Raw genomic sequence first — 25,509 nt, 5'->3', positions numbered from 1 at the left:
TCTATTGGTAGTTCAGGGTATACACCGCTGAGGTACTGACGGTCCCCGCGACGGCGTCCGCGCCACTGGCGTAATAGCGCGCGGTGTAGCGAAGTTGAGTCGCCGTGGTGTCGTCGGCCAGATCCATCGCGGTGGCATCATTGGCGATCAGATTGATCACCTTGTTGGTATGGTCGAGCAGTTGTATCTCGACGTTCTTGGCGCCGCCGGTGCCTGCGGTATTCACCAGATAGCCGGTGGCGGCATCGACATTGGTAGGCTCGAAGTACGGCTTCACATTGTCCACGGCAGCGGAGCAGTTCATGTCGATGGTGAAGGAGGTGTCACCCGCCGTCTCACCGCTCTTCAAGTCGCTGACACTGACCGTGGGAAGCACCACCGTGCCATCCCCGGTTCCCGCATTGTTGACCTTTACCGTACAGGTCGTGGCAAGCACCTTCCCGGATATCGTGATGGTGCCGGTGGCTGCGTATCCATTACCGGCCAGGGTAAAAAGCATGACGCCAAGCAGCCATCCCTTGCCTGTTTTCCGTTCCATGTCCCGTCGCTCTCCATTGTAATCATGCCTTCAGCCCGGCCGGGACAAGAGAGACCCTGTCACCGTACCCGGAAGTTACACTCTGCAACATTATGCAACGCACCGACCATCAGGAGCGGCAGCATCGCGCCAGAGGTTGACGTAGATCAGAGAGGGAAAAAGTCGACATTGAGGGGAATGAGGATCGCATCGGGCCCGATGCCAGGGAGCCAACGCCCAGGAAGCCGGCGAAACATGCACACGCAAACGGGCCGGTGGATATCCACCGGCCCGTTCACGAAACCTGCCTTGTCGTGATCCGATGCGTCATCGGATCAACAGGGGCCTTGTACCAGCTGTCGGCTCAGGCCCCTGGCACCTCGATCAGGCGCGCGACTGGCGACGCACAGGCGCCTCGTCATCGCGACGACGACGGGGAGCACGCTCGCCGCTGCGCTCGCCACCACGTTCAGCGCGATCACCGCCACGGTCTTCGCTGATTTCCAGCGGACGACCGGCCACACGGGCACGTGCCATCTTGGCCAGGATGCTGGCCGGCAGACCATTGGGCAGCTCCACGGTGGAGAAGCCGTTACGGATGTCGATGCGGCCGATACGGGCGCCTTCGATACCACCTTCGTTGGCCAGGGCGCCGACCAGCTGGCCAGGCTTGACGCCATCCTTGTGGCCGACGGAGACGCGGTAGCGGGTCATGCCTTCGCTGGGTCCACGGCTCTCGCGGCGACGCTGCGGCTTGCCGTCACGCGGGGCGCGGTCATTGCGTTCCTTGCGCGGCGCCTGCAGGCGACCGATGGGTGCCTCGTCGGCGCGCGCCATGGCGGAGAAGGCACAGGCCAGCTCGATGGGATCGTAGCCTTCCTCGACCAGACGCTCGACCAGAGCACGCTGCTCTTCGGCACCCTTGGTGACGGCGGCGATCACGCGCTGATGGAAGACGTTGTCGCGGTGGGCACGAATGGCGGCCTCGTCGGGCAGCTCCATGACCGCCATCTTCTGGCCGGTGGCCTGCTCGAGCCAACCTACCTTGCGGCCTTCACGGAAGCCGGCGAAGGTGATCGCCACACCGTTGCGGCCGGCACGGCCGGTACGGCCGATGCGGTGGGTGTAGGCCTCGGCATCCTGGGGCAGGTCATAGTTGATGACGTGGGTGATGCGCGGCACGTCGAGACCACGAGCGGCCACGTCGGTGGCGATCAGCACATCGACCTTGGCGCGCTTGAGGCGAGTGATGGTGCGCTCGCGCAGGCTCTGGTCCAGATCACCGGACAGGCTGGCGACGTTGACGCCACGCGCGGACAGCTGCTCCATCAGCGTGGTACAGGCGGCACGGGTGCGCACGAACACGATGGCGGCGTCCACCGGCTCGACTTCAAGGATGCGCGACAGCGCTTCCAGCTTGGCGCCACCATCGACGCGCACCAGGCGCTGTTCGATGCTCTCGGCGGTGGTGGTACGCGCCTCGATGGCGACCTTGACCGGATCCACCAGGTAGCGATTGACGATGCGCTCGATCTCGGTGGGCAGGGTCGCCGAGAAGAACACACGCTGAGCGTTCTCGGGGGTATCGGCGACAACACGCTTGACGTCGTCGATGAAGCCCATGCGCAGCATCTCGTCGGCTTCGTCCAGCACCAGAGCGTTGAGGCCGGAAAGCTTGAGGCTGCCACGATCCAGGTGATCGATGACGCGGCCGGGGGTACCGACCACTACCTGGGCGCCACGACGCAGCGCGCTGAGCTGCTCACGGTATTCCTGGCCGCCGCACAGGGTAGCGACTTCCAGACCCTTGAGGTTCTGGCCGTACTTGCTGAAGGAGACGGCTACCTGCTGAGCCAGCTCGCGGGTCGGCGCCAGAACCAGCACCTGGGGCTCACGCCGATCGAGTTCAATACGAGACAAGATGGGGAGCGCGAAGGCAGCGGTCTTGCCGGTGCCGGTCTGGGCCTGGCCCAGCATGTCGCGGCCTTCCAGCAGGGCTGGAATGGTCTGCGCCTGAATGGGCGAGGGAGTCTCGTAGCCCAGGGTCTCGATGGCGGAGAGAACGGCAGGCAGCAGGGCCAGATCACCAAAAGACGGTGAAGCGACAGTCGTCGAGGTCATGAATCACACCTTGGTAGGCCGGGGTTACCGGCAAAATAACGTGGTTGGCGTCCCTGACGCGCCCGTATTCGGGGCGAACAGAAATACGTCGCTCTACTCGTGGTAGAGCAAGGTCAACAAGTCTGTTGTCAACATTCGGAGTCGGGGACGCCGGTCGCACCTGGCATCGGCTCACGCAACTGCGTGGAGCCATCGTGGCGACCGTTTGCACCGCGGGCGTCGGGATCGACGTCGGGTGCTCCATCTTCACAATTCGAACGCGTCTTGCGCGTTGCAGCATCAGTTTGAACTCTCGAGGCCGCTTGGGCGTCGGAGGTCGCTGCGTCATGATGGTGGGGTCAACACATGCGAGGAGGGCGCATGCTACCATCGACTCATGGCTCTGACCAGCCCTTTTATGATCGAGCCCCCTTTTTCTGCTCCGGAGACACCAATGCCCCAACTATGGGTCGACGCCGACGCCTGCCCCAGAGTCGCTCGCGACATCATCGTCCGCGCCGCCGAACGCACCACCACCCAGACCTGGTTCGTCGCCAACCACCAGATCCCGTTGACCAGTTCGAAGTGGGTCAAGGCCATGGCGGTGAGCCACGGCTTCGACGCCGCCGACAACGAGATCGTCAGCCGCATCGCACCCGGTGACCTGCTGGTCACCGCCGACCTTCCGCTGGCACTGGAGGCGCTGGACAAGGGGGCCATGGTAATGACCAACAGAGGCGAGACCCTGGATCGCAACAACATCAAGGCACGCGTGCAGATGCGCGACTTCATGGAGACCCTGCGTGCCAGCGGCGAGCACACCGGCGGCCCCAAGGGCTACTCGGACAGTGATCGACGGGAGTTTGCCAACGCCCTCGATCGCTGGCTGGCCAGGCACGCACGCTGATCAAGCCGCCCGGACCGGCTCGCGAGCCGGTCCCCTCCCCCACCAACGGCTCACCAGCGGATCATCTCCGCCAGCGCCTGACTCAGCCCTGGTAGACGCCTTCTGAGGCCAGACGCTCTCTGTCGTGGTCCCGATCCAGTCTCAGCACAGGTCCCAGCGGCACGATGGCGTTGGGATTGATGGTGTCGTGGCTCATATAGTAGTGGCGCTGGATATGATCCAGGTCCACGGTCTCGGCGACACCCGGCCACTGGTAGATCTCGCGCAGGTAGTGCGACAGATTGGGATAGTCCTCGATGCGATAGAGGTTGCACTTGAAGTGGCCATGGTAGACGGCATCGAAACGCACTAGGGTGGTGAACAGACGAATATCGGCCTCGGTCAGCCAGGCTCCGGCCAGATAGCGATGATTGGCAAGCCTCGCCTCGAGCCTGTCGAGGCAGGCAAACAGCGCCGAGACGTGACGTTCGTAAACCGCCTGATCGGAGGCAAATCCCGCCTTGTAGACACCATTGTTGATGTTGTCGTAGACGTCGGCGTTGATCTCGTCGATGGTCTGGCGCAGAAACTCGGGATAGAAGTCGAGGCGATTGCCGGTCAGCTCGTCGAAGGCCGAGTTGAACATTCTGACCAGTTCGGCCGACTCGTTGTTGACGATGCGCTTGCGCTGCTTGTCCCACAGCGCCGGGACGGTCACCCGACCGGTGTAGTGAGGGTCGGTCAGGGTGTAGAGCTCATGATGAAAGCTCACGCCGTTGATCGAGTCGCCACTGGAGCCTTCGGCCTCGTTGTAGCTCCAGCCCTTGTTACCCATCAGCGGACTGGTGTGGGAGACGCCGATCAGCGCGTCAAGCCCCTTGAGTCGGCGCATGATCAAGGTGCGATGGGCCCAGGGACAGGCCAGACACACGTACAGGTGAAAACGTCCCGCCTCGGCCTTGATGCCTGGCTGGCCATCGGGGCCCGGCGCGCCATCGGCGCTGACCCAGTCTCGCAACTGGGCGGACTCTCGCACGAACTCGCCGCCGGTACTCTCGGTGTCGTACCACTGGTCGTGCCAGACCCCATCGATTAACAGTCCCATACGGTCTCTCCCGTGAAACGCCTTGGAGAGCCCAGCATACGGTGGAAAGAATCGACTACAAGCGCACATTTTGCCGCCAACCTTTCGATTCATTCGAACCCAAGGCCTCCGACGTGCCCAGACCTCAGCAACTGCAGTCCCGGACAGCCTGACGCAGATGCTCCGCCATGGCCCTGGTGGCGGGTCCCGCCCGGTCGGCGTCGCGATGATACAGCTGGATGGGCGCCTCACGCGTACCGCCGGCCTGCAGCGGCAATGGCTTGAGCCGACCACTGGCCAGTTGGTCGCGAATGCGGGTCTTGGGCAACCAGGCAAACCCCAGCCCGTGCTCGAGCATCTCCACCGAGGTGGCGATATGGCTGACGGTCCAGCGCTGCTCGGCCTTGAGCCAGCCCGAATCACGCGACGCCCTTTGCGACGAGTCCCTCAGCACGACCTGGCGATGGTGCTCCAGATCCCTGAGGTCCAGCGGCCTGCTCATGGCATGTAGAGGGTGGTCCGGGTGAGCGACCGCGATAAAAGGCACGCTGACCAGGGGTTCGCCCAGGTAGCCCGACGTGGGCACCCCTGACACCACCAGGTCGGCTCGGCCATCCTCGAGCATTTCCACACCACCATTGAGTACCGACTCGTGCAATTGCAGCCTGACTTGCGGTAGCGCGCTGGAGAAAGCCTCCATCGCCTTGGCCAGTACGTTCGAGGGAAATATCTGGTCGATGCTCAGCACCACCTCGGCCTCCAGGCCTTCTCGCAGTCGAGCGGCGATATCCACGAGCGCGTCGGAGCTCTCCAGCAGCTGGCGGGCACGGCGCAGCAGCAAGGCCCCTTCCTCGGTAAGCCGAACCTGGCGCCCCACCGGTTCCAGCACCTTGACCCCCAACTGCTCCTCCAGCTTGTGCACTGCATGGTTGAGGGTCGAAGGGCTCTTGTGAACGGCTTCGGCGGCCCTGGCAAAGCCACCGTGATCGACCACGGCGGCCAGCATCTGCCACTGTGCGAGCGTGACACGCGACATGCTTGAATCCTTTTGACGATATCCATTGAGCATGCCAGCCGACGGCGCCAATGGCACGACTTGCCATCGATGAAAGTCGCATCGATGAAAGTCACGATACGCCCCTCCCGCGCGAGGCCTTGTACGGCGCCTGGCCAGTCATTGGACTTATATCAACAAAATGAGACTTATCGTCCTCCAGGGGGAGTAGAAAGCACTACGACTTACCGGGGGGTTGCATTTGTTCAACGCTAAGGGTCCAATGAACAACAGTTAATAAACAGCGTTCGAACAGGGTTTTGTCACAGCTTCATCCATTCCTGGCGCCCCCGGTCACATAAACCACCGGGCGATGCGCCATCCGCTGTATGGCCATACAGTCTAGGCATACCATACTTCATGGGGTATGGTGCAATAGCCTATATATTTACCTTCATCAATTTTTCTATGGCCCTTTTACCATGATGCGAATCCTCCATTCGCTGCCCCGCACGCACAAGCTGCTGCTGTTACCCGTTGCCACCATGGTCACCGTGCTGGGCGCCCACAAGATTGTCACCACCTACGAAGACGTTCAGCGAGGCAATGAATCGCTGGAGTCAGTTCTGGTTCCGCTAGGAGAGTCTGCCTCGCCGGAACTGCCCTCGCTGAACTTCGAGCGAACCCAGGTCGCCGAAGCCATCGACCTGGCGCTGGATGCCACCAGCCAGCACATCCCGATTTCTCAGCTCAAGGCCAGCGAAATCGTCGACATCGACTTCGTCGACGAGGCCCACGCCGACGTCAAGTTCGAGAACGCCATGCGTTCATCGTCGGGACTACCTCCTCTTACCTTACAATCCTCTCGCACGCTTCCTGGCGCCGCTGATTCATCCACCGCGGCGCCAGTTGCGTTGGACGGCAATCCGCAGCCGCCCGCCTTCAAGCTCGACGAAGGCTCCCTGCATATCGCCGTGGTGCTCGGTACCGTGGCCAGTGGGCTGCTGGAGCAGCAGTCACTGGACGTCGCCAGCGACGCCACTTCCTATGAGGATGTCAGCGAAGACGAGCTCGAACTGTTCGATGAAGGCCCGATCGTGCTCGAGGAAGAGATTGCGGCCAACGAGCCGTTCGTCCCGACCTGGCAGACCTATCGCGTCCAGCAGGGCGATACCTTCGCCGAAATGGCCGAAAAGACCCTGGGGCTGGGCTACAGCGAGGTCATGGCGCTGCTCGAGGACCTGCCCGACCAGAACGTGCTGACCCGCTGGCGCGTCGGTAACACCTTCGAGTACCAGCTTGGCGAGGACGGTCGACTGCTGGCGCTGCGCATCATGAAGAACGTGCGCGACGGCTACCTGATCGAACGCCAGGATTCAGGCTTTGACGTGGCGACCATCGAGCGTGCCGGCGAAGCCTCACAACGCCTTTACGCCGGCACCGTGAGCGGCAGCTTCGCTCGCTCCGCCGAGGCCGCAGGCCTGAGCCGTGCCGAAGTCTCGGAGATGGCACGGGTGCTCGAGAAGAAGCTCGACTTTCGCCGCGACACCCGCCGCGGAGACAGCTTCCGGGTACTGGTCGAGTCCGACATCATCGACGGCCAGCGCCTGGACCCCCGCGTGCTGGCGGTGTCCTACGACGGCGAGCGCATGGACCTGACGCTGGTGCGCAATCCCGAGGACAACAACTTCTACACCCCCGAAGGCCAGAGCCTCGACCCGGCCTTCAACCGCTACCCGTTCTCCGGCAGCTACCGCATCAGCTCCAACTTCAACCTCAACCGCCGCCATCCGATCACCGGCCGCGTCAGCCCGCACAAGGGCACAGACTTCGCCATGCCGATCGGTACCGGCATCGAGACCCCGGCCAATGGTCGCGTGGAAAAGGTCGGCAACCACCCGGCGGCGGGTCGCTATATCGTGATTCGTCACGACAATGGCTACAAGACACGCTACCTGCACCTGTCGCGCCCGCTGGTCAGCACCGGACAGCGCGTGACCATGGGCGAACGGATCGCCCTGTCGGGTAACACCGGTCGCAGCACAGGACCTCACCTGCACTACGAGGTCATGGTCAACAACAATCAGGTCAATGCGATGCGCGTGGCCCTTCCGGAAAACCAGAGCCTGTCCGGTCAGGCGCTGGCCTCCTTCCAGCAGGAAACCGGCCCCACCCTGGCCGCGCTTCAGACCGCCAAGCCCGGATCCGAAGTGGCGCTGGCCAACGACCTGGCCGCCGACAGCGACATCTGATGCTCCGCTGCGGTTGATCACGACAAGACCCTGCGACAAGCCCCTGCGACAAGGCCCTGCTGCAACACAGCAGGGCCTTGTCGTTTCAGCCCAAGAGACAGAGCCAGAGGAGACAGGGGCAGAGGAGACAGGTGTAGAGAAGACAGGCTCAGTCGGTTCGGCGTCAGGCGCAGCCGCACCGTACAGCGCGTGGTACTCACCCGCCTGCTGGCCTCAGGCGCGCCCGCGCCAATAGTCCATACGCCGGACCAGCTGGTCCTTCCAGTGTTGCGCCAGGGCTTCGACGCCGTGCAATTCGGCCATGGTATCCAGGGGCGCCCTGCGGTCTTCCAGCACCCGCCAGCAGGCCTCCACGCTCCACCTTTCATCACCGCGCTCGACCACCTCGATGACAGGCCCCGGCGCCATCCATCCTTCCTCCAGCACGCGGTAGAGCCAGCCCATCCGGGCCTCCTGCATAAAGGCCCGTGCCAGCCCCGGCTGGCCGGTACGCGCATCGACCTTGGCGCAGGGTTGCCTGGGCTGGGTCACCTGCACCAGCGCTTCGCCGATGCGATAGACGTCACCGATACGCACCTCGCGCTCATCGGCCCCTTGGCTCGCAATATTCTCACCCAGCACGCCGGCCTCCAGCGCCACACCGGCGTCGGGATAGCGCTCGCTCCAGCGGGGATAGTGATCGGCGCAGTAGTGACACAGGGCGCGGTCCACCCCACCGTGATCGACCTGATTGGCCTGGCTGTCATTGGAAAGCCCCAGTCGGGACAGCCATTGAGGCTCAGCGGCAGCGACCTTGTAGATACCACTCTTCTCACCGAAGCCCGGCAGCATCTGGGGCTCGCTGATATAAGGCCCCCTGACATTTGAAAATTCCATCCTTGCCCCCATCCTCCTTCTCTTGTCGCTATTCGCCGCCCATGCTTGAGCGCTTGTCGTGCTCCTTGCCCCCGCTTGCGAACGCCGCCTGGGAATCCTCCGGCTCCGCTGGACGCCCTGCATCAAGACGCACCGTTATTCAGCCGCCACGTGCGCCTTCATACATGACCATCCAGGCGACGCCGAAGCGATCCTTCACCAGGGCAAAACGCTCGGCCCAGAAGGTTTCCGACAGGGGCAACGTGATCTCTCCACCTTCAGCAAGCCCGGAACAAAGCCGTTCGGCTTCTTCGCGCGTGTCCACTGACAGCGCCAGAGAAAAGCCCTGAGGCGCCTCCCCAGAGGCGTCCGACCCCATCAGCACATGACCCGCCACCTCGATCTGCATATGCATGATGTGCTCTGGCGACGGTGTACCCGCTTCCCCGCATCCAGCATCAGGTGCATCGGCGGGCATGTCCCTGTAGCGATGAAGCTCGCTCACTCGGCCGTTCATCAGCTCGGCATAGAACGCCAGGGCCTCTTCACACTGGCCGTCGAAAAACAGGTAAGGGTAGATTTGCATGAGCTTTTCCTGATGACTCAACGACGTGCTTTCGATGCTCGGGTTGGCGGTCCGAAGGACTGGCGCCGGACGTCATCAAGATAGCCCAGAAATCACATCGACGAGGCGTAGTAGTCGTCCAGCAGCCGCATCCCCTGCTCGATGTCGGCGGTCACCGCGCGACAGAAGGCGTCCCTGTCCCCCCGGCGCAACGCCTGGGTAATCTCACGATGGTGATCGTCGGCGATGGCGGAGCCGCCCCAACGCGTGCAGATAAAGCCCATGCTGGGACCGTATTGCTGCCATAGCTGCTCGACCAGCGGCAGCAATACCGTCGAGCCGCTCAGCCGGTAGATCAGAAAGTGAAAGGCGTGGTTGCCACGCATATAGCTCTTCAGGTCGGCGGCTTCGATGGCACGATTGATGCCATCGTCCAACGCCTCCAGGGCGTCGATGTGCTGGTGCTCGATCGCTGTAAAGGCTTGCCGGGCCAGCTCGGTTTCCAGCCGCCTGCGGGCGAACAGCACCTCGGTGAAGCGCTCCCGGCTCAAGTGCGGCACGATGATCTTGCGGCTGTCGACAAACTGCAGAGCCCCCTCGCTCACCAGCCAGCGCAGCGCCTCCCGAGCAGGCATGGCGCTGGTGTCATAGCAGGCGGCGATGCCACGGATCGAGAGCACCTCGCCCGGACTGAAGGCCCCTTCGCACAGACGACGCCTCAGGTCCTGGTGAATTCGGGTCGAGGCGGTATCCGGCAGGTAGGGCGGAGGCGATGGTTCCGTGCCGATCGGCGCGACCATGGCGTCATCGCTATTGTCAGTATGAACGTCGGTCATTGCGCTTCCTTGTCACTCCTCTGTCCATTCCTCTCTCCATTCCTCTCTGCCATTCCGCTCTCTATTCCCCTCGCCATTCCCCTCGCCATTCCTTTCTCCACTTCACTCCTCACGCCAACCCACTATAACTTTTCTATCACTCCCCTTTTGCTTCTTTTGCCGGCCGCCCGTCGACCGCTCGTCTGTCACCATCGGCGGAAAACCCGACAGGCCGCTGGCCTGCCACCATCACGGCGATATCTACCTGCGTCTGGCGTCAAGACTAGCCCATCGCGATGACGATAGCCCAGGCCGGGACGCCGCAGCCTGGGCCGCCCAGGGTCGAATTCGCATCTTGTGCGCATCTGCAAGCCCTGCTAGTGTGATCACAACATGTGATCACACCAATAACAAGCTGTCATCGTTTCGGGAGTCGTCATGAGCGAACCGCGCTGCGCGTCCTACTACGCCGCGACCATCCACGAAGAAACCGAATATCCCACGCTCGAGGGCGAGCATCGGGTCGACGTTGCGGTGATCGGAGGCGGCTTCACCGGCGTCAACACCGCGCTGGAACTCGCCGAACGTGGCTACCGAGTAGCGCTGGTCGAGGCCAACCGGATCGGCTGGGGGGCCAGCGGTCGCAATGGCGGTCAGGTCACCGGCAGCCTGTCGGGGCAGGATGCCATGCTCAAGCAGCTCTCCGGCCCGCTAGGGCGAGAGGCAGCCGAGAACTTCGTCTGGGATCTTCGCTGGCGAGGCCACCGCATTCTGCGTCAGCGTGTCGACAAGTACGCCATCGCCTGTGACCTTAAGTTCGGCCACCTGCACGCCGCCTACCGACCGAGCCACATGTCCGAACTGAGGCGCGACGTCGAAGCGGCCCAGGGCCACGAGATCGCCCAGCACCTGAGTTTGCTGGACGCCGATCAGACACGCGAACTGGTGGGCACCGAGCTCTACCATGGCGCGGTGCGCAACGACTACAACATGCACCTGCACCCGCTGAACCTGTGTCTTGGCGAGGCCCGCGCCCTTGAGGACCTGGGCGGCTTGCTGTTCGAGGACACCCGGGTCACCGAGATCCGCCACGGCGCTACCCCTTGTGTCGTCACCGAGCGTGGCCAGATCCACGCCGACAGTGTGGTGCTGGCCGGCAACGCCTATCACCGGCTGGAGCGCAAGGCGCTCAAGGGCAAGCTGTTCCCCGCCTCTCTCGGCATCGTCACCACCGCCCCGCTGAGCCGGGAGCAGCAGGCCGCGATCAATCCCCAGGACCTGGCGGTCTACGACACCCGCTTCGTGCTCGACTACTACCGCCTGACCGCCGACGGTCGCCTGCTGTTCGGTGGCGGCGCCAACTATTCCGGCCAGGACTCAGCGGATATCGGCGCCGAACTGCGCCCCCGGCTCGAACACACCTTCCCCCAGCTCAAGGGCATCGCGCTCGACTACCAGTGGCAGGGCAAGGCGGGCATCGTGATCAACCGCATCCCTCAGCTCGGCAAGCTGTCGCCCAACGTCTTCTACGCCCAGGGCTACTCGGGGCACGGCATCGCCACCTCGCACATCGTCGGCAACATCATGGCCAGGGCGATCAGCGGTCAGCTGGAGGAGTTCGACCTGTTCGCCGACATGCGCCACTGGCGCATCCCGGTCAGCGAGCGCCTCGGCAACGGCCTGTTGGCCGCGGGCATGTGGTACTACCAGTTGCGCGAAAAACTGCGCTGAGCGTCCGCCGCCGACTCGCCGTCGGCAGCTCGATATCGACCGGACCTTTCACCATCAACGACGCCAACGACAACATCAACGACAACATCAACGACAACCAATAGCTGTCACGCCACGCTCCTGATCGACGCGACCCACGGCCATCGCCAGGTCGCTTCACCAACAACAATGATCGTCCAGGAGGACATCCATGGAAGCGTTTTTCCCCGCAGGCGGCTGGCTGGTGCTGCTGCCCACCGCCGTTGTACTGCTGCTGGCACTGTGGAGCCGTCGCGCGCTCGAGCCGCTGGTGGCCGGCGCCTTCGTCGGCACCCTGTTGATCGAGCCGACCAGCGCCCTCTCGACCCTGTCGGAGAGCCTGCTCAACGTCCTGACCGACGAGGACGTAGCCTGGGTGATCGCGGTATGTGGGCTGATGGGTTCGATTATTGCACTGCTGCTGAAGTCCGGCGCCTCGCGTTCCTTCGCCGAAAGCCTGTTGCGCTACATCACCAGCAAGCCTCGGGCGCTGCTCGGCTGCTGGTTCATGGGCATCGTGCTGTTCGTCGACGACTACCTCAACTCCCTGGCGGTCGGCACCTCGATGCGTCAGGTGACGGACCGCTTCAAGACGTCGCGAGAGATGCTGGCCTACGTCATCGACTCCACCGCCGCACCGATCAGCGTACTGATCCCGATCTCGACCTGGGCGGTGTTCTTCGGCGCGCTGATCGAAAAGAACGGCCTGGCCGCCGACGGCCAGGGAGTCTGGACCTATATCCAGGCCATCCCCTTCATGTTCTATCCGTGGATCGCGGTGGCCATGGTGCCGCTGGTCGCCTACGGCAAGATTCCGCTGTTCGGCCCGATGAAGCGCGCCGAGCAGCGCGCCCAGCTCGAGGGGCGCTGCGTGCCGCCCGGCGCCGAGCACATCGATGAAGAGATCGCCCACCTGGCGGCCAAGGACCAGACACGCAGCAGCGTCTGGATGTTCCTGCTGCCGATGATGTCGCTGGCCTTCTTCACCTGGTACTTCGATCTCGATTTCCTGATGGGCATCTTCGTGACCCTGGCCGGCATGATCGTGGCCTTCATCGGCCTGAAGAAGCTAACCCCCGGCGAGACCTTCGACAACATTCTGGAGGGCTTCAAGTCGATGCTGGATGCCCTGGCGGTGCTGGTGGCGGCCTTCATGTTCAATGACGTCAACACCACCCTGGGACTCAACGAGTACATCATCACCACGGTCGAACCGCTGATCAACGCCCAGATCCTGCCCTTCATCATCTTTGCGCTGATGGGCTTCGTCTCCTTCGCCACCGGTTCCAACTGGGGCGTGTTCGTGATCATCCTGCCCATCGTCACCACCCTGGGCCACAATCTGGGCGCCGACATGACGCTGGTGATCGGTGCCACCCTCTCGGCCAGTACCTTCGGCAGCCACGCCTGCTTCTATTCGGATGCCACGGTGCTGACGGCCCAGGCCAGCGGCTGCACGCCCTTCCAGCACGCCTTTACCCAACTGCCCTACGCGGCCCTGGCCGGCTTGCTGGCCGCCGCCCTCTATCTGGTACTGGGATTCATGTGATGACGAAAGCACCGTCCAACGACGCCATCTTCTGGTCACACCGAGACAACGGGCGAGTCCCACTCGCCCCCCTCTCCATTGATAAACAGGCCATCAACGAACAGGCCATCGATGAACAGGCCGGGAATAAACAGGCTATCGATGAACAGACCGGTGATGAGCAGGCAGACGTGGTCATTGTCGGCGGTGGCTTCACCGGCCTGTGGACCGCCTATCACCTCAAGCGCCTGGCCCCGGAGAAGGACATCCGGGTCCTCGAGGCCAGGCGCTTCGGCCACGGCGCCTCGGGCCGAAACGGGGGCTGGGTGGTGGGCAACCTGGCGGGCCTCGAGCGGCACCTGAAGGGCCTGCCCCTGGCCCGGCGCCAGGCGCTGTGCGAGCTGTTGTCCGCCAATGTCGACGAGATCGGCGCGACCCTCTCGCAGGAAGCCATCGACGCCGACTTCCACAAGGGCGGGGCGCTCTACGCGGCGGCCCGCTACCCGGCCCAGGAGGCGCTCCAGCGGGACTACCTCGCACACCTGCTGGAACTCGGCCATCGCCAGCATGACTGCCGCTGGCTGTCCGCCGACGAACTCAGCGACCGGGCCCGCTTCCGCCGCCCCTTCGGTGGCATCTTTCATCGTCAGGTCGCCACGCTGCACCCCGGCAAGCTGATCGATGGGCTGGTCGCGCGACTCGCGGCCATGCAGGTCAGGCTTTACGAACAAAGCCCGGCGACGAGCATCGACGCCGGCAAGGTGACCACGCCCCAGGGCAGCATCCGCGCACCGATGATCGTGATGGCCACCGAAGGCTACAACACCCTGCCCCAGCTGCGTCCCCACCTGGTCCCGGTCTCCAGCCTGGTGATCGCCACCGAGCCCTTGAGTCAGAGCCAGTGGGACGCTATCGGCCTGGCACAGCGACCGACCTTCGCCGACGCCAGCCGGTTGATCAACTACGGCCATCGCAGCCGCGATGGTCGCCTGATCTTCGGCGCCAGGGGTCGCTACCGCTTCAACGCCCGTCCGCGTCACCAGGCCTCCATCACCCAGGGCGACATCCAGATGCGCAAGGCGCTGCTCCAGGATCTGTTTCCCGACCTCGGCGAGGTCGATATCAGCCACGGCTGGGGCGGCACTCTGGGCCTCTCGCGCAGTTTTCGCCCCCACGCCCTCGTCGATCGGCGAGCCGGCATCGCCACCGCCGGCGGCTATGCCGGCGAAGGCGTCGCCGCCAGCCACCTGATGGCGCGCACCCTGGCCGAGATGCTCTGTGGACAGGACACTCCGCTGACACGGGCCCCCTGGGCCTTCGATGGCTGTGCACTGGACCAGGTGGTTCGTCGCTGGGAGCCCGAACCCCTGCGCTGGCTGGGCGCCCAGACCATCACCCTGAGCTACGCCACCGAGGAGTCCCTGGCGTCGCGTGAGCGCCACCTGCCGCTGATCGGCCCGGCGCTGAGCCGACTCAACGACCGTTTTGCCGCCGTGATCGAGTAGACAGCGACAGCCGCGATGCAGGCCGCACACTCGTCACCTTGCCCCGGAACTGCCAAAGGAGACACCGCCATGTTGATCGTTCATAGCGACGCCACCCGCGACCGTCGCACTCTCACCGAGCTGTTTGCCGGCCAACTGGTCGCGCCCTTCGAGTGTCCCGAGCGGGTGGACTACATCATCGAACGCGCCAGGACCGAGTCCATCGGCGAGATCCGCGGCCCCGACGAGCATGGACTGGAGCCGGTGCTGGCCATCCATGACGCGGACTACATCGACTTTCTGCGGGTTGCCTGGCGCGACTGGCAGGCGGCCGGTTACGAAGGCGAAGCGATTCCCAATATCTGGCCGACACGGCGGATGCCCGGCGGCCCCATACCCCGCCATATCGAGGGCCGCCTTGGCTACTACGCCCTGGCCGGAGAAACCTCGCTGAACGCAGACACCTTCGAGGCGGCCCTGCTCAGCAAGGACATCGCCCTGACCGCCGTGGACCAGGTGCTCGACAGCGGCGCGCCAGCCTTCGCCCTGTGCCGACCGCCCGGCCATCACGCCGCGCGGGACCAGTACGGCGGTTACTGCTTCATCAACAATGTGGCGGTATCCGCCCAGCGGGCACTGGACCGGGGCCACCAGCGGGTCGCCATCCTCGACATCGACTTCCACCACGGCAACGGCACCCAGGACATCTTCTACGAGCGCAGCGACGTGCTCACTCTCTCGCTGCACGGCGACCCCATGGACGAGTTCCCCTACTTTCTCGGCTTCGCCAACGAGACCGGACGAGGTGAGGGCGAGGGCTACAACGTCAACTACCCCCTGCCCAGCGGCACCGACTACGCCCGTTGGGCGCAGGCGCTGGATGACGCCATCGCGCGCGTCAGGGACTTCGCCCCGGACATGCTGATCATCGCCCTCGGGGTCGACACCTTCGAGAACGATCCGATCAGCTCCTTCACCCTGCAAAGCGACGACTACCTGGACATCGGCGCCCGCCTCAAGCGCATCGGTCTGCCCACACTATTCGTGATGGAAGGCGGCTACGCGGTGGAAGAAATCGGGGTCAATGCGATCAACGTGCTCAAGGGCTTCGACAACGCCTGAGCCCCGGCACACGGCACAAGACACAAGGCACAAGGCACAAGGCACGACCGATTCGACGAAAACGCTCGACGCCCCGTACGACATCAGTAGGTCGCTTGTCCCGGACGGGCGTCAGCGCCACGCGAGCACCGCCGGTTTCCCATACTGGTTTGCCACGGGGACCGTGCACGGCTCGGCGAAACGTCTCCCCCGACGCAGCCGCCAGACCGCATCGACGACGGCAACCTGAAACGGGCGGTAGACCACGCCCTGAGCCGCGCTCAGAACAACAACAGCAACAACAGGAACCGACCCATGACACAACAACGACGTTCCAGCCTCCCCGAGGCCCCCGACGGCCAGGACAGCGGCCTCAAGCGCATCCTGGGCCTGCCCGCCCTGGTGTTCTTCGGCCTCGCCTACATGGTGCCGCTGACCGTATTCACCACCTACGGCGTGGTCACCGAAACCACCGGCGGCCATGTGCCCATGGCCTACGTCATCACCCTGGCGGCGATGTTCTTCACCGCCTACAGCTACGGCAAGATGGTCGAGCACTACCCTACCGCCGGCTCCGCCTACACCTACACACGCCGCGCCTTCGGTGGCCGTGTGGGCTTCATGGTGGGCTGGGCGCTGCTGCTCGACTACATCTTCCTGCCGATGATCAACTACCTGGTGATCGGGATCTACATGAAGGAGGTCTTCCCCGCCATCGATCAGGGCGTCTGGGTGGTCGCTGCCATCGTCGCCGTGACCGCGCTGAACATCCTGGGCATCAAGCTGGTGGCCAAGATGAATCTGATCATCATCGGCTTTCAGTTCGTCTTTCTGGCCACCTTCATCGCCATCTCGCTGAAGGTCATCGCCGGTGGCGAAGCCCCCTCGCTGCTGGCGCCCTTCCACAGCGAAGGGCTCCAGTGGACCACCATCGTCGGTGGTGCCGCCATCCTGTGCCTGTCGTTTCTTGGCTTTGACGCCGTCTCGACCCTGTGCGAGGAAACCCGCGAGCCCAAGCGTGACATTCCCCGCGCCATCATGCTGTGCACCCTGATCGGCGGCGGCCTGTTCATTCTGGCCTCCTGGGTCGGGCATCTGGTGTTTCCCGACTATCACAACTTCGGCAGCGCCGACTCGGCCGCGGTGGACGTGATGCGCCGCGCCGGCGGGGGCTTTTTGGTCGCCTTCTTCACCGCTGCCTACGTGGCAGGCTGCTTCGCCTCGGCCATGGCCGCCCAGGCCAGCGTCTCCCGGATCCTGTTCGCCATGGGCCGCGACCAGGTCCTGCCCAAGGTCTTCGGCAAGCTCAGCCAGCGCTACGGCACCCCGCTGGGGTCGACGTTGATCGTCGGCGCCATCTCGCTGATGGCGCTGGTCATCAGCCTGGAGCTGGCCGCCACCATGATCAGCTTCGGCGCCCTGGTCGCCTTCTCCTTCGTCAACCTTTCGGTGATCAAGCACTACCTGGTGGATGAGCACCTGATGCAACCCAAGAACCTGCTGCGCTACGGCGTCATGCCAAGCGTCGGCTTCCTGTTGACCATCTGGCTGTGGTCGAGTCTGTCGCTCAACACCTTCCAGGTGGGCCTCACCTGGGTCGCCGTCGGCTTTGCCTACCTGCTCTATCTGACCCGCCTGTTCAAGGTCGAAGTACCGGACCTGGAGCTCAAGGAAAACTGAGCGCTGACCGCGGCGCCTCCGATCAGAGCGTCGCGGTTTACAGCCCCTGCCCACAGCGCCGACATCCCGGGATGTCGGCGCTCTTCTTTGGCGCACCACAAACCTTGCAAGATCGCGCATCGAGGCATCACATCGACCTTTTTTCCGGCCGTGTTGTGGCAAGGCACAGCCATGAAGAGCACCGCTGCAGGACTGCCCTAAGGTAAGAGACAGCTATCGAGAGTCCCTTCCCATGGAGAGCCCCGCCCATGACGCTACGCCTGCCCACCCTGATGCTGCTGACACTTGCCCCGCTGTCCACCTGCCTGGCGGCAGAAACGATCTACGTGGTCACCAACAAGACCGAAGGCAACTCGGTCGCCGCCTTCCATGCCGACGATGACGGCACGCTTTCCCTAGCCTCCGAGTATCCCACCGGGGGCCTTGGTACCGGTGATCTGGAGATTCCGGCTCTGGAGAAGAACCCTGACCACCCGCTGGCCAACGGCGATGACCCCCTGATCTCCGCCAACGCCATCGCGGCCTCCGCGGACGGCGGCTGGATGGTGGCGGTCAACCCAGGCGACGGTACCCTCAGCCTGATGAACCGCGCCCCCGACGGCAGCCTTCAGGCCGTCAACAGCGTGACGGCCTCGGACCGTTTCCCGATTTCTGTCGCCATCCACGGCCACCTGGTCGCCTCCGCCAGCGTGGGTGACAGCAACCAGGCCGGCTCCATCGCGCTGTATCGCCACACCCCCGAAGGACTGATCGCGATCCAGGGCAGCCGGCGCGACCTGGGCGCCCGCCCCTCGACCATCGCCTTCTCGCGTTCCGGAGCCTTCGTCATCGTCAACGAGCTGGTGACCGGCAAGATTCACAGCTTTGCGGTCAGTGACGATGGTCTGTCCGCCGATCCGATCGCCAGCGTGGACAGCCCGCGTGCGCCGGCCGAACGCTTCCACGCCATACCGGTGGGCTTCGCCATCGGCCAGGGGGACCAGGGCGAGACCCTGCTGATGTCGGAGGCACGCTTCCTGACGCCGGAATTCGGCCTGCGTGAGGAGGCCGACAAGGTACCCCAGAGCCCACTCTACAGCTGGCAGACCAGCTCGGTCTCGAGCTACGTGCTGGATGATCAGGGCGGACTCACCCTGAAGACCGCCGACGCCCTGACCGGCGCCGCCATGGAAGGAGGCGAGATCGCCAACTGCTGGGTCGCGCTGAACGCCGACGGCGATACCCTCTACACCGCCAACGCCCTGTCGAGTTCCATCAGCCGCTACAGCGTCAAACCGGACGGCAGCATCGCCCTCGAGGATGCTACCGCCTACAAGGACGACGGCGAATTGCTGTTCTTCTCGGACATGGCGCTGAGCCCCGACGGCGACACCCTCTATCAGCTGGTCGGCAACACCGGCCAGGTGATGGCCTTCGATGTCGCCGAGGATGGTGGTCTATCACTGCGCACCAGTGCAGGCGGACTGCCGGAGCTCGGCAGCTACGGCCTGGTGGTGCTGGAAGACGGCTAGCCTTGTGGCACTGGAAGACGGCAGATACGGCGACGCCTGGAGCCCTGCCCGAATAGTCGTCGAGCACGGGCACTTTTCAGGCTAGCCCTAGCGAAAGTGCGGATTCAGCCTGCCGATTTCGTAGAGATCGTGAAGGTAGACGTCCAGCTTGTAGACCAGGTGGGTAGCGACGATCAACAGCGCGATCAACGAAAGCAGGACGGCGGGATCGTTGGCCCAGGCGAACGCCGGTGAGCCCAGTTCATAGCCGATGGTATAGACGCTGAGCCCACCCAGCCCCAGCACCGACAGGCACAGCGCGATGATCACGATGATCAGGGTGCCACGCAGGTCCCGGCTCGGCGGGCGGGTCGTCCAGCTCGCCAGATGGCGGACCATGATGCGCCCATTGGTGACGATCTGGCGACGGCGGCGTAGCAGCATGGCGGCATTGACCGGCTCGTCGTCCCGGGAAAAGGCCGCCAGCGCTACCCTGGGGTCGACGCGGCCATCGAAGCGCTCGTTCACCGCCCGGGCAAAGGCCTCGCGATCACCGGTATTCCTGGCCTGCTCGGCCAGCCGCGACAGCTCCTCAAGCGCCTCGGCGTCCATTCCGGGACGCTTTTCGAAGTCGGCAAAGTGCTGCTCGTAGTAGATGTAGTAGACCTGATAGATCGACATCAGCACGGCCGCGTAGATCATCACGTAGAGGGCGATATCTGACATGCGTTTCTCCCTGTCCCTGGCGGTAGGCCGTCGAGACACTCGATCCCGAAGCGGCACAAAGATCCCCATTATCTGAATCTTTTATTATGGCCGGTAGCGGGTGTTTTGCCGCACCCTTGTCGGCCACCTTGTGACACAAGCAAGAGCCCCCGACGGGCATCCGACGGGGGCTCTTGCTGCAACGGCGTGGTTTCAGGGCAGGAGCCGAATGTTCGGCTCCCCACCCTGCTCGCTTACTGTGACGCCTGATCCGGCAGTTTGTAGGCCATCACGTAGTCACCGATGGTGGTGCCGATCGAGCCATGCCCCCCGGCCACCAGCACGACCATCTGCTCGCCCTGGCTGTTGAGGTAGGTCATCGGCGTGGCCTGGCCGCCGGCTGGCAGCCGCGACTCCCACAGCTGCTCGCCGGTGGTCAGGTCGTAGGCACGGAAGTAGTCGTCCACGGACGCCGCCAGGAAGGCCACTCCTCCGTCGGTGATGATCGGACCGCCGATACCCGGCACCCCCATCTCGAAGGGCAGCGGCAGCGCTGTCATGTCTTCGATGGTGCCGTTCTTGTGCTGCCAGGCGACCTCACCGGTACGCAGGTCGGTGCCGGCCACGTAGCCCCAGGGCGGCTGCTGACAGGGAATGCCCAGCGGCGACAGGAACGGCTTCATCTCCACCGCATAGTCGGCACCGGCGTTCTCGTTGAGCCCCTGCTCACCCTGGTTGGTCTCGCCGAGTTCGGCGCCGTCCTTGGGCACCAGGGTACTGGTGAAGGCCAGATACAGCGGCATGCCGAACATCACCTGGCGCTTGGGGTCCACCGCCAGGCTACCCCAGTTGAAGACGCCGAAGTTGCCGGGGAAGACGATGGTGCCCTGCTCGGACGGCGGGGTGTACTGACCCTCGTAGCGCAGCGAGCGGAACTGGATACGGCAGACCATCTGGTCGATCAGGCTGCCTCCCCACATGTCGGCCTCGCGCAGCTTCGGCGGACGGAAGCTCAGGGCAGACCTGGGCTGGGTCGGTGCCGCGTAGTCGCCTTCGATGGTGCCCTGCGGTGCCGGCTCCTCGGTGATCGGGAAGATCGGCTCGCCGGTGGCGCGGTTGAGGACGTAGACGTCCCCCTGCTTGGTCGGCACCACCAGCGCGGGCTGCATGCCCTCGTCGGTCTCCAGGTCGACCAGACTCGGCTGCGCCGGGGTGTCCATGTCCCACAGGTCGTGGTGGACGAACTGCTGGACCCACTCAACCTGGCCGCTGTCCAGACGCAGCGCCACCACCGAGGTGGCGAACTTCTCTTCGGCCTCACTGCGGAAGTGGCCGAGCTGGTCCGGGGTCCGGTTGCCCATCGGGAAGTAGATCAGCCCCAGCTCTTCGTCGGCGCTGGCCACCGCCCAGCTGTTGGGGGAACTGGTGGCGTAGGTCTCGTCCTCGCCGATCGGCGCGGTCTCGTCCGGGTTGCCGGAATCCCAGTTCCAGCGCAGCTCGCCGGTCCTGGCGTCGTAGGCGCGGATCACGCCGGAGGGTGAATCGACGGCGTAGTTGTCATTGACCGCCCCGGCTACCACCACCAGGCCATTGGCCACCACGGGGGGCGAGGTCGAGTAGTAGAAGCCGGACTGGGTGAACGGCATGTTGTGCATCAGGTCCAGTTCGCCGTTGTCGGCGAAGTTGGCGCAGCGGGCACCGGTGGCCGGATCGACGGCCAGCAGGCGCGCATCGGAGGTCGGCATGAACAGCTGGGCGTCGCACTGGATCGGCTCCAGCGCCTCGGCCGGCTGGCTCGCCGCCGCGACGTCGAGGCTATCGCCATCGCCGGATGCCGGCGGCAGGTAGGAGACGCCGCGACAGGTCTGGTGCTGGCGTGAGCTTTCCGCCGGCACCTTGGCGTCATACTGCCAAAGCTTCTCGCCGCTATCGGCGTCCAGCGTCACCAGCCAGTTGTGCGGCGTACACAGAAACAGCGCATTGCCGACCTTGAGTGGCGTGGCCTCGTAGGTGGTCTCCCCGACGTCGTCGGGGCCCTTCCTGTCACCGGTCTGGTACTGCCAGGCCAGTTCCAGTTCGCCGACGTTGTCCGGGGTGATCTGGTCCAGCGGCGAGTAGCGCTGACCCAGGTTGCTGCGGCCGTAGGCATGCCAGCTCGCCTCCGGCGAATCGCCAAGCTTGGGTGACTGGACGATCTCGTCCTCGTTGAGTCGCCCCTCGATGCGATGAGCGTCCACCGCCAGACTACCCAGCAGGCCTACACCCAGCACCGCCCAGACCGGCAGCAGCACCGCCGTACCCAGACGCTTGCCGGCACGCGGCGGCCACAGCAGCGGAATGGCTAGCAGCATCAACAGGCCCATGCGGGTGGCCAGCGGCCACCAGTCGTAGCCGGATTCCCAGAGGGCCCAGGCGGCCGTGGCGATAAGCAGCCCGGCGTAAAGCAGCTGCGCCGGCACGCGACGGGAGCGCGCCATGGCGCCCACCGCGATCAGCACCAGACCGGCCAGGGCGTAGTACCAGCTTCCACCCAGGGTGACCAGCCAGGCGCCGCCCCCCAATAGCGAAAGCCCCACCAACAACAAGATGAGGGAGTAGATGATCATGATCCAAGGTCCTTGCGCTGAATCGTTTAAGTGGCCGGCATATTAATTGATTAGCATGAGAATTAACATGCCGGTGCACAGCTTCAGTGTAGGCCCTCTTCTTGTCATACAGGCAAGTTGCCTGCGTCTTTTCAAAGGCCGGGCAAGGCGATCAGGATGACCATGGAAGGCAACGGCGCCTCAGCAGAGGCTCTCGCAGCGCTGCGGACGATCCCCCATCCTGGCCAGTCCTGCGTGCAATGCCTCAAGCTCGGCCCGTCGCCCCTGGGCGCCGGCTTCGAGACAGTCGAGCGCCCAGTCGGGCAGCTCGGCGCTCAGCCGGTAGTGGATCCACTGGCCATCGCGACGATCCTGGAGCAACCCACAGCGACGCAGCTCTGCCAGGTGGCGTGACACCTTGGGTTGCGACACCTCGAGCACCGCGGTCATTTCGCAGACGCAGAGCTCTCCTTCCTGCAGCAGCAACAGCATGATCGACAGGCGCGTCTCTTCCGACAGGCACTTGTAGAGGCGTAACGGGTCCAGCGACATCATCGACGTTTCCTGTTCATCTTTGCCTGTTCATCTTTTTTCCCTGGGCAGCGGCTTTCTTCGTTCAGCGCCACGGGGTACCTCCGCAGGCCGACTATCCTAGGCTCTGTCCGAAAAGTCGGCGAGCGAAGGTTAGACAAGGCAAAAATCGGTGAGACAGCGCAGTTTACGGGGTGTAAATGAGCATGTTGATCCGATTTTTAACGCCGTATTACCGAGCGTAGGCACTTTTCAGACAAGCCCTAAGCGGGCCTTGCCTCGTCGTCAGCGGCTGAGGGCTCAGGCTCACCATCGCCGGGCAAGGCCAGTGCCATCAGGGCGCTGGCCAGCACCAGCGCCGCCGACACCCACAGGCAGGCCGACAGCCCCTGGCTTTGATACAGCCAGCCCGACAGCAAGGTGCCGAGCAGGCGCCCCATGGCGTTGGCCATGTAATAGAAGCCCACGTCCATGGAGGCACCCTCGGCGCGGGCGTAGTGCACGATCAGGTAGCTGTGCCAGCTCGAATTGATGGCGAACAGCACCCCGAACAGCAACAGGCCCACCACCAGCCAGCCCACCTGAGCCAGCGGCAGCACCGCCAGCAGGGCTGGCAGCCCCGCCAGGGCCAGCGCCCAGAATACCGTCGTGCGCCGCTGGCTTCCTGCCATCAGCGAGGTCAGCCGGGGCGCCTGGGTCTGGACTCCCCCGTAGCCGATCACCCAGATCGCCAGCAGCCCGCCCACCGTCCAGTGGCTCCAGCCATGCTGGTCATAGAGAAACACCGGCAAGGCCACCACGAACCAGACGTCCCGGGAGGCAAACAGACACAGGCGCGCGGCCGACAGGACATTGATCGCGCGGGACTTGGAAAATATCTCGGAGAACTTGGGCTTGCGCTTCGCGCGCCCCAGATCGGCCTTGAGGCGAACCAGCGAGAGGACCAGCACCGCCAGCAGCATCACCGCCATGACGATGACCGCACCACGAAAGCCGATCAGCGTCAGCAGCAGGCCGCCGAGGAAGAAACCGGCCCCCTTCAGCGCGTTCTTGGAGCCGGTCAGGATCGCCACCCAGCGATACAGGGTAGAGCTTGCCGAGGCACTCTCGGCGGGCACCAGTACCTTGACCGCGCTCTTGGCGCTCATCTTGTTGAGGTCCTTGGCGATGCCCGACAAAGCCTGGGCCGCCATGACCCAGGCCACGCTCAGCGCCGAGGACGGCACCATCAGCATGGCCAGCGCCACGATCTGCAGAGCGAGTCCCAGATTCATGGTGCGATTGAGGCCCAGCCGTGCTCCGAGCCAGCCCCCCACCAGGTTGGTGATCACCCCGAAGGCTTCGTAGAACAAGAACAGCATCGCCACTTCGAGGGGCGAATAGCCCAACTGGTGGAAGTGCAGCACCACCAGCATGCGCAGGGCGCCGTCGGTAACGGTAAAGGCCCAGTAGTTGCCGGTGATCAGCAGGTACTGGCGGATTTCGAAGGGCAGCGCCTTCACCCGCGCCATCAACGATTCAGCCACGACCCACCTTCAGCGCCAGCTCTGCGGTGCGGTTGGCGTAGCCCCACTCGTTGTCGTACCAGGCGTAGAGCTTGAGCTGGGTGGCGTTGACCACCATGGTCGACAGCGCATCGATGATCGAGCTGCGCGGGTCGGTGCGGTAATCGATGGACACCAGCGGGCGCTCCTCGTAGCCGAGAATGCCGGCAAGCTCCCCTTCGGCGGCCTCGAGCAGGGCGGCGTTGACCTCATCCACCGTCACCTCGCGCTCAAGTTCGAAGACCATGTCGGTGAGCGAGGCATTGGCCAGCGGCACGCGGATGGCGTGGCCATTGAGCTTGCCCTCGAGCTCGGGAAAGATCGCGGTGATTGCCTTGGCCGACCCGGTCGTGGTCGGGATCAGGCTCATGCCACAGGCCCGCGCCCGACGCAGGTCCTTGTGGGGCGCGTCGAGGATGGTCTGGGTGTTGGTGATGTCATGCACCGTGGTCATGGAGCCATGACGGATTCCGAAACGCTGCTGAATCACCTTGACCACCGGGGCCAGACAGTTGGTGGTGCAACTGGCGGCGGTGACGATGCGGTGACGCTCGGGCTCGTAGAGATCGTCGTTGACCCCCATGACCACGTTGAGCACGCCCTCCTCCTTGACCGGCGCGCTGACCACGACGCGCCGCACGCCCTGGTCGAGATAGGCCTGAAGCCTGTCCAGAGTCTTGTGCTTGCCGGAGCATTCGATCACCACGTCGCAGCCGGACCAGTCCGCGTCGGCCGGAACGCTTGCTCCGCTGAAGGCCACCGCGCGACCGTCGAGGTTCAGCTGCTCGCCCTCGCCATTGATCCCGCCCTCAGGCGAAAAGTGGCCGTGCACCGAATCGAACTCCAGCAGGTGGGCGAAGGTGGCGGCGTCACCACCGGGATCGTTGACGCGAACCAGGTCGACCTCCCCGGCGGCGATACGCGGCCACAGACTGCGAACCACCAGGCGGCCGATCCGTCCGAAACCATTGATACCGATACGTAGTGTCATGAAAGTCTCGCTTTAGAAAGTGAGTATCGCGCCCCGGCACCCGCCAGGCTCTG

20 protein-coding genes are annotated in these 25,509 nt (G+C 64.2%); 8 read left to right on the top strand and 12 right to left on the bottom strand.

The genetic code is table 11. The features are described from left to right. Position 1 precedes the first annotated feature (1 nt). Together NFG58_RS05635 and NFG58_RS05630 are read right to left on the bottom strand one after the other, a co-directional pair. Entirely contained in the window at positions 2-538 is a 537-nt protein-coding gene (locus tag NFG58_RS05635) for a fimbrial protein (protein ID WP_052704279.1), read from the bottom strand. Positions 539-901: 363 nt separating this feature from the next. After that, entirely contained in the window at positions 902-2,638 is a 1,737-nt protein-coding gene (locus NFG58_RS05630) for a DEAD/DEAH box helicase (protein ID WP_108449702.1), read from the bottom strand. A gap of 433 nt (positions 2,639-3,071) precedes the next feature. Here NFG58_RS05630 and NFG58_RS05625 point away from each other — a divergent pair, with 433 nt between their 5' ends. Then, the gene (locus NFG58_RS05625; protein ID WP_348827738.1) at positions 3,072-3,524 is read left to right on the top strand and encodes a YaiI/YqxD family protein; all 453 of its coding nucleotides are present in this window, start codon (positions 3,072-3,074) and stop codon (positions 3,522-3,524) included. 82 nt (positions 3,525-3,606) lie between these two features. Here the strand turns inward: NFG58_RS05625 and NFG58_RS05620 are convergent, their stop codons facing one another. Together NFG58_RS05620 and NFG58_RS05615 are read right to left on the bottom strand one after the other, a co-directional pair. Next, entirely contained in the window at positions 3,607-4,608 is a 1,002-nt protein-coding gene (locus NFG58_RS05620) for a glutathione S-transferase family protein (RefSeq protein WP_348827737.1), read from the bottom strand. 124 nt (positions 4,609-4,732) lie between these two features. Further along, positions 4,733-5,623 (bottom strand): LysR family transcriptional regulator, encoded by an 891-nt coding sequence (locus NFG58_RS05615; protein WP_348827736.1) that lies wholly within the window; start codon positions 5,621-5,623, stop codon positions 4,733-4,735. Between the two features lie 440 nt (positions 5,624-6,063). On the opposite strand from NFG58_RS05615, the gene NFG58_RS05610 reads away from it, so the two are divergent. Next, positions 6,064-7,833 carry a peptidoglycan DD-metalloendopeptidase family protein gene (locus NFG58_RS05610; RefSeq protein WP_045991895.1) on the top strand — a complete coding sequence of 590 codons (1,770 nt, stop codon included), beginning with the start codon at positions 6,064-6,066 and terminating at the stop codon, positions 7,831-7,833. Between the two features lie 213 nt (positions 7,834-8,046). On the opposite strand, the gene NFG58_RS05605 is transcribed toward NFG58_RS05610, so the two are convergent. From NFG58_RS05605 to NFG58_RS05595, 3 genes are all read right to left on the bottom strand, one after another. After that, entirely contained in the window at positions 8,047-8,709 is a 663-nt protein-coding gene (locus tag NFG58_RS05605; protein WP_348827735.1) for an MOSC domain-containing protein, read from the bottom strand. 139 nt (positions 8,710-8,848) lie between these two features. After that, entirely contained in the window at positions 8,849-9,295 is a 447-nt protein-coding gene (locus NFG58_RS05600; RefSeq protein ID WP_348827734.1) for a VOC family protein, read from the bottom strand. Positions 9,296-9,366: 71 nt separating this feature from the next. After that, entirely contained in the window at positions 9,367-10,089 is a 723-nt protein-coding gene (locus NFG58_RS05595; RefSeq protein WP_348827733.1) for a GntR family transcriptional regulator, read from the bottom strand. 417 nt (positions 10,090-10,506) lie between these two features. On the opposite strand from NFG58_RS05595, the gene NFG58_RS05590 reads away from it, so the two are divergent. From NFG58_RS05590 to NFG58_RS05565, 6 genes are all read left to right on the top strand, one after another. After that, a complete protein-coding gene (locus NFG58_RS05590) occupies positions 10,507-11,799 on the top strand; it encodes an FAD-binding oxidoreductase (protein ID WP_348827732.1) in 1,293 nt (430 codons plus the stop codon). Positions 11,800-11,989: 190 nt separating this feature from the next. Next, positions 11,990-13,366: a Na+/H+ antiporter NhaC family protein gene (locus tag NFG58_RS05585; RefSeq protein ID WP_045991891.1), complete on the top strand. Its 1,377-nt coding sequence runs from the start codon at positions 11,990-11,992 to the stop codon at positions 13,364-13,366. Further along, positions 13,366-14,850 (top strand): FAD-binding oxidoreductase, encoded by a 1,485-nt coding sequence (locus NFG58_RS05580; RefSeq protein ID WP_348827731.1) that lies wholly within the window; start codon positions 13,366-13,368, stop codon positions 14,848-14,850. The genes NFG58_RS05585 and NFG58_RS05580 overlap by 1 nt, the downstream gene beginning before the upstream one ends. Positions 14,851-14,919: 69 nt before the next feature. After that, the gene (locus tag NFG58_RS05575; protein ID WP_108131523.1) at positions 14,920-15,951 is read left to right on the top strand and encodes a histone deacetylase family protein; all 1,032 of its coding nucleotides are present in this window, start codon (positions 14,920-14,922) and stop codon (positions 15,949-15,951) included. Between the two features lie 294 nt (positions 15,952-16,245). After that, the gene (locus NFG58_RS05570) at positions 16,246-17,610 is read left to right on the top strand and encodes an APC family permease (protein WP_348827730.1); all 1,365 of its coding nucleotides are present in this window, start codon (positions 16,246-16,248) and stop codon (positions 17,608-17,610) included. Positions 17,611-17,858: 248 nt separating this feature from the next. Next, a complete protein-coding gene (locus NFG58_RS05565) occupies positions 17,859-19,121 on the top strand; it encodes a hypothetical protein (protein ID WP_213230347.1) in 1,263 nt (420 codons plus the stop codon). 87 nt (positions 19,122-19,208) lie between these two features. Here the strand turns inward: NFG58_RS05565 and NFG58_RS05560 are convergent, their stop codons facing one another. From NFG58_RS05560 to NFG58_RS05540, 5 genes are all read right to left on the bottom strand, one after another. Then, positions 19,209-19,826 (bottom strand): hypothetical protein, encoded by a 618-nt coding sequence (locus NFG58_RS05560; RefSeq protein WP_348827729.1) that lies wholly within the window; start codon positions 19,824-19,826, stop codon positions 19,209-19,211. Positions 19,827-20,059: 233 nt separating this feature from the next. Further along, positions 20,060-22,411, bottom strand: a complete 2,352-nt coding sequence (locus tag NFG58_RS05555) for a glucose/quinate/shikimate family membrane-bound PQQ-dependent dehydrogenase (protein WP_348827728.1) — start codon at positions 22,409-22,411, stop codon at positions 20,060-20,062. A 180-nt stretch (positions 22,412-22,591) separates the two neighbouring features. Further along, on the bottom strand, positions 22,592-22,945 hold the full coding sequence (locus NFG58_RS05550) for a metalloregulator ArsR/SmtB family transcription factor (protein WP_348827727.1): 354 nt from the start codon (positions 22,943-22,945) through the stop codon (positions 22,592-22,594). 239 nt (positions 22,946-23,184) lie between these two features. Further along, complete coding sequence (arsJ, locus tag NFG58_RS05545) at positions 23,185-24,447, bottom strand: organoarsenical effux MFS transporter ArsJ (RefSeq protein WP_348827726.1); 1,263 nt, start codon at positions 24,445-24,447, stop codon at positions 23,185-23,187. Next, positions 24,440-25,456 (bottom strand): ArsJ-associated glyceraldehyde-3-phosphate dehydrogenase, encoded by a 1,017-nt coding sequence (locus NFG58_RS05540; protein ID WP_222515449.1) that lies wholly within the window; start codon positions 25,454-25,456, stop codon positions 24,440-24,442. Before NFG58_RS05540 ends, arsJ begins: the two co-directional genes overlap by 8 nt. Positions 25,457-25,509 lie beyond the last annotated feature (53 nt).

Source organism: Halomonas sp. RT37, from assembly GCF_040070525.1.
GTDB classification, from domain to species: Bacteria; Pseudomonadota; Gammaproteobacteria; order Pseudomonadales; family Halomonadaceae; genus Halomonas; species Halomonas litopenaei.
Note: the sequence above shows the minus strand (reverse complement) of the source record. Positions and strands in the feature narration are given on the sequence as shown.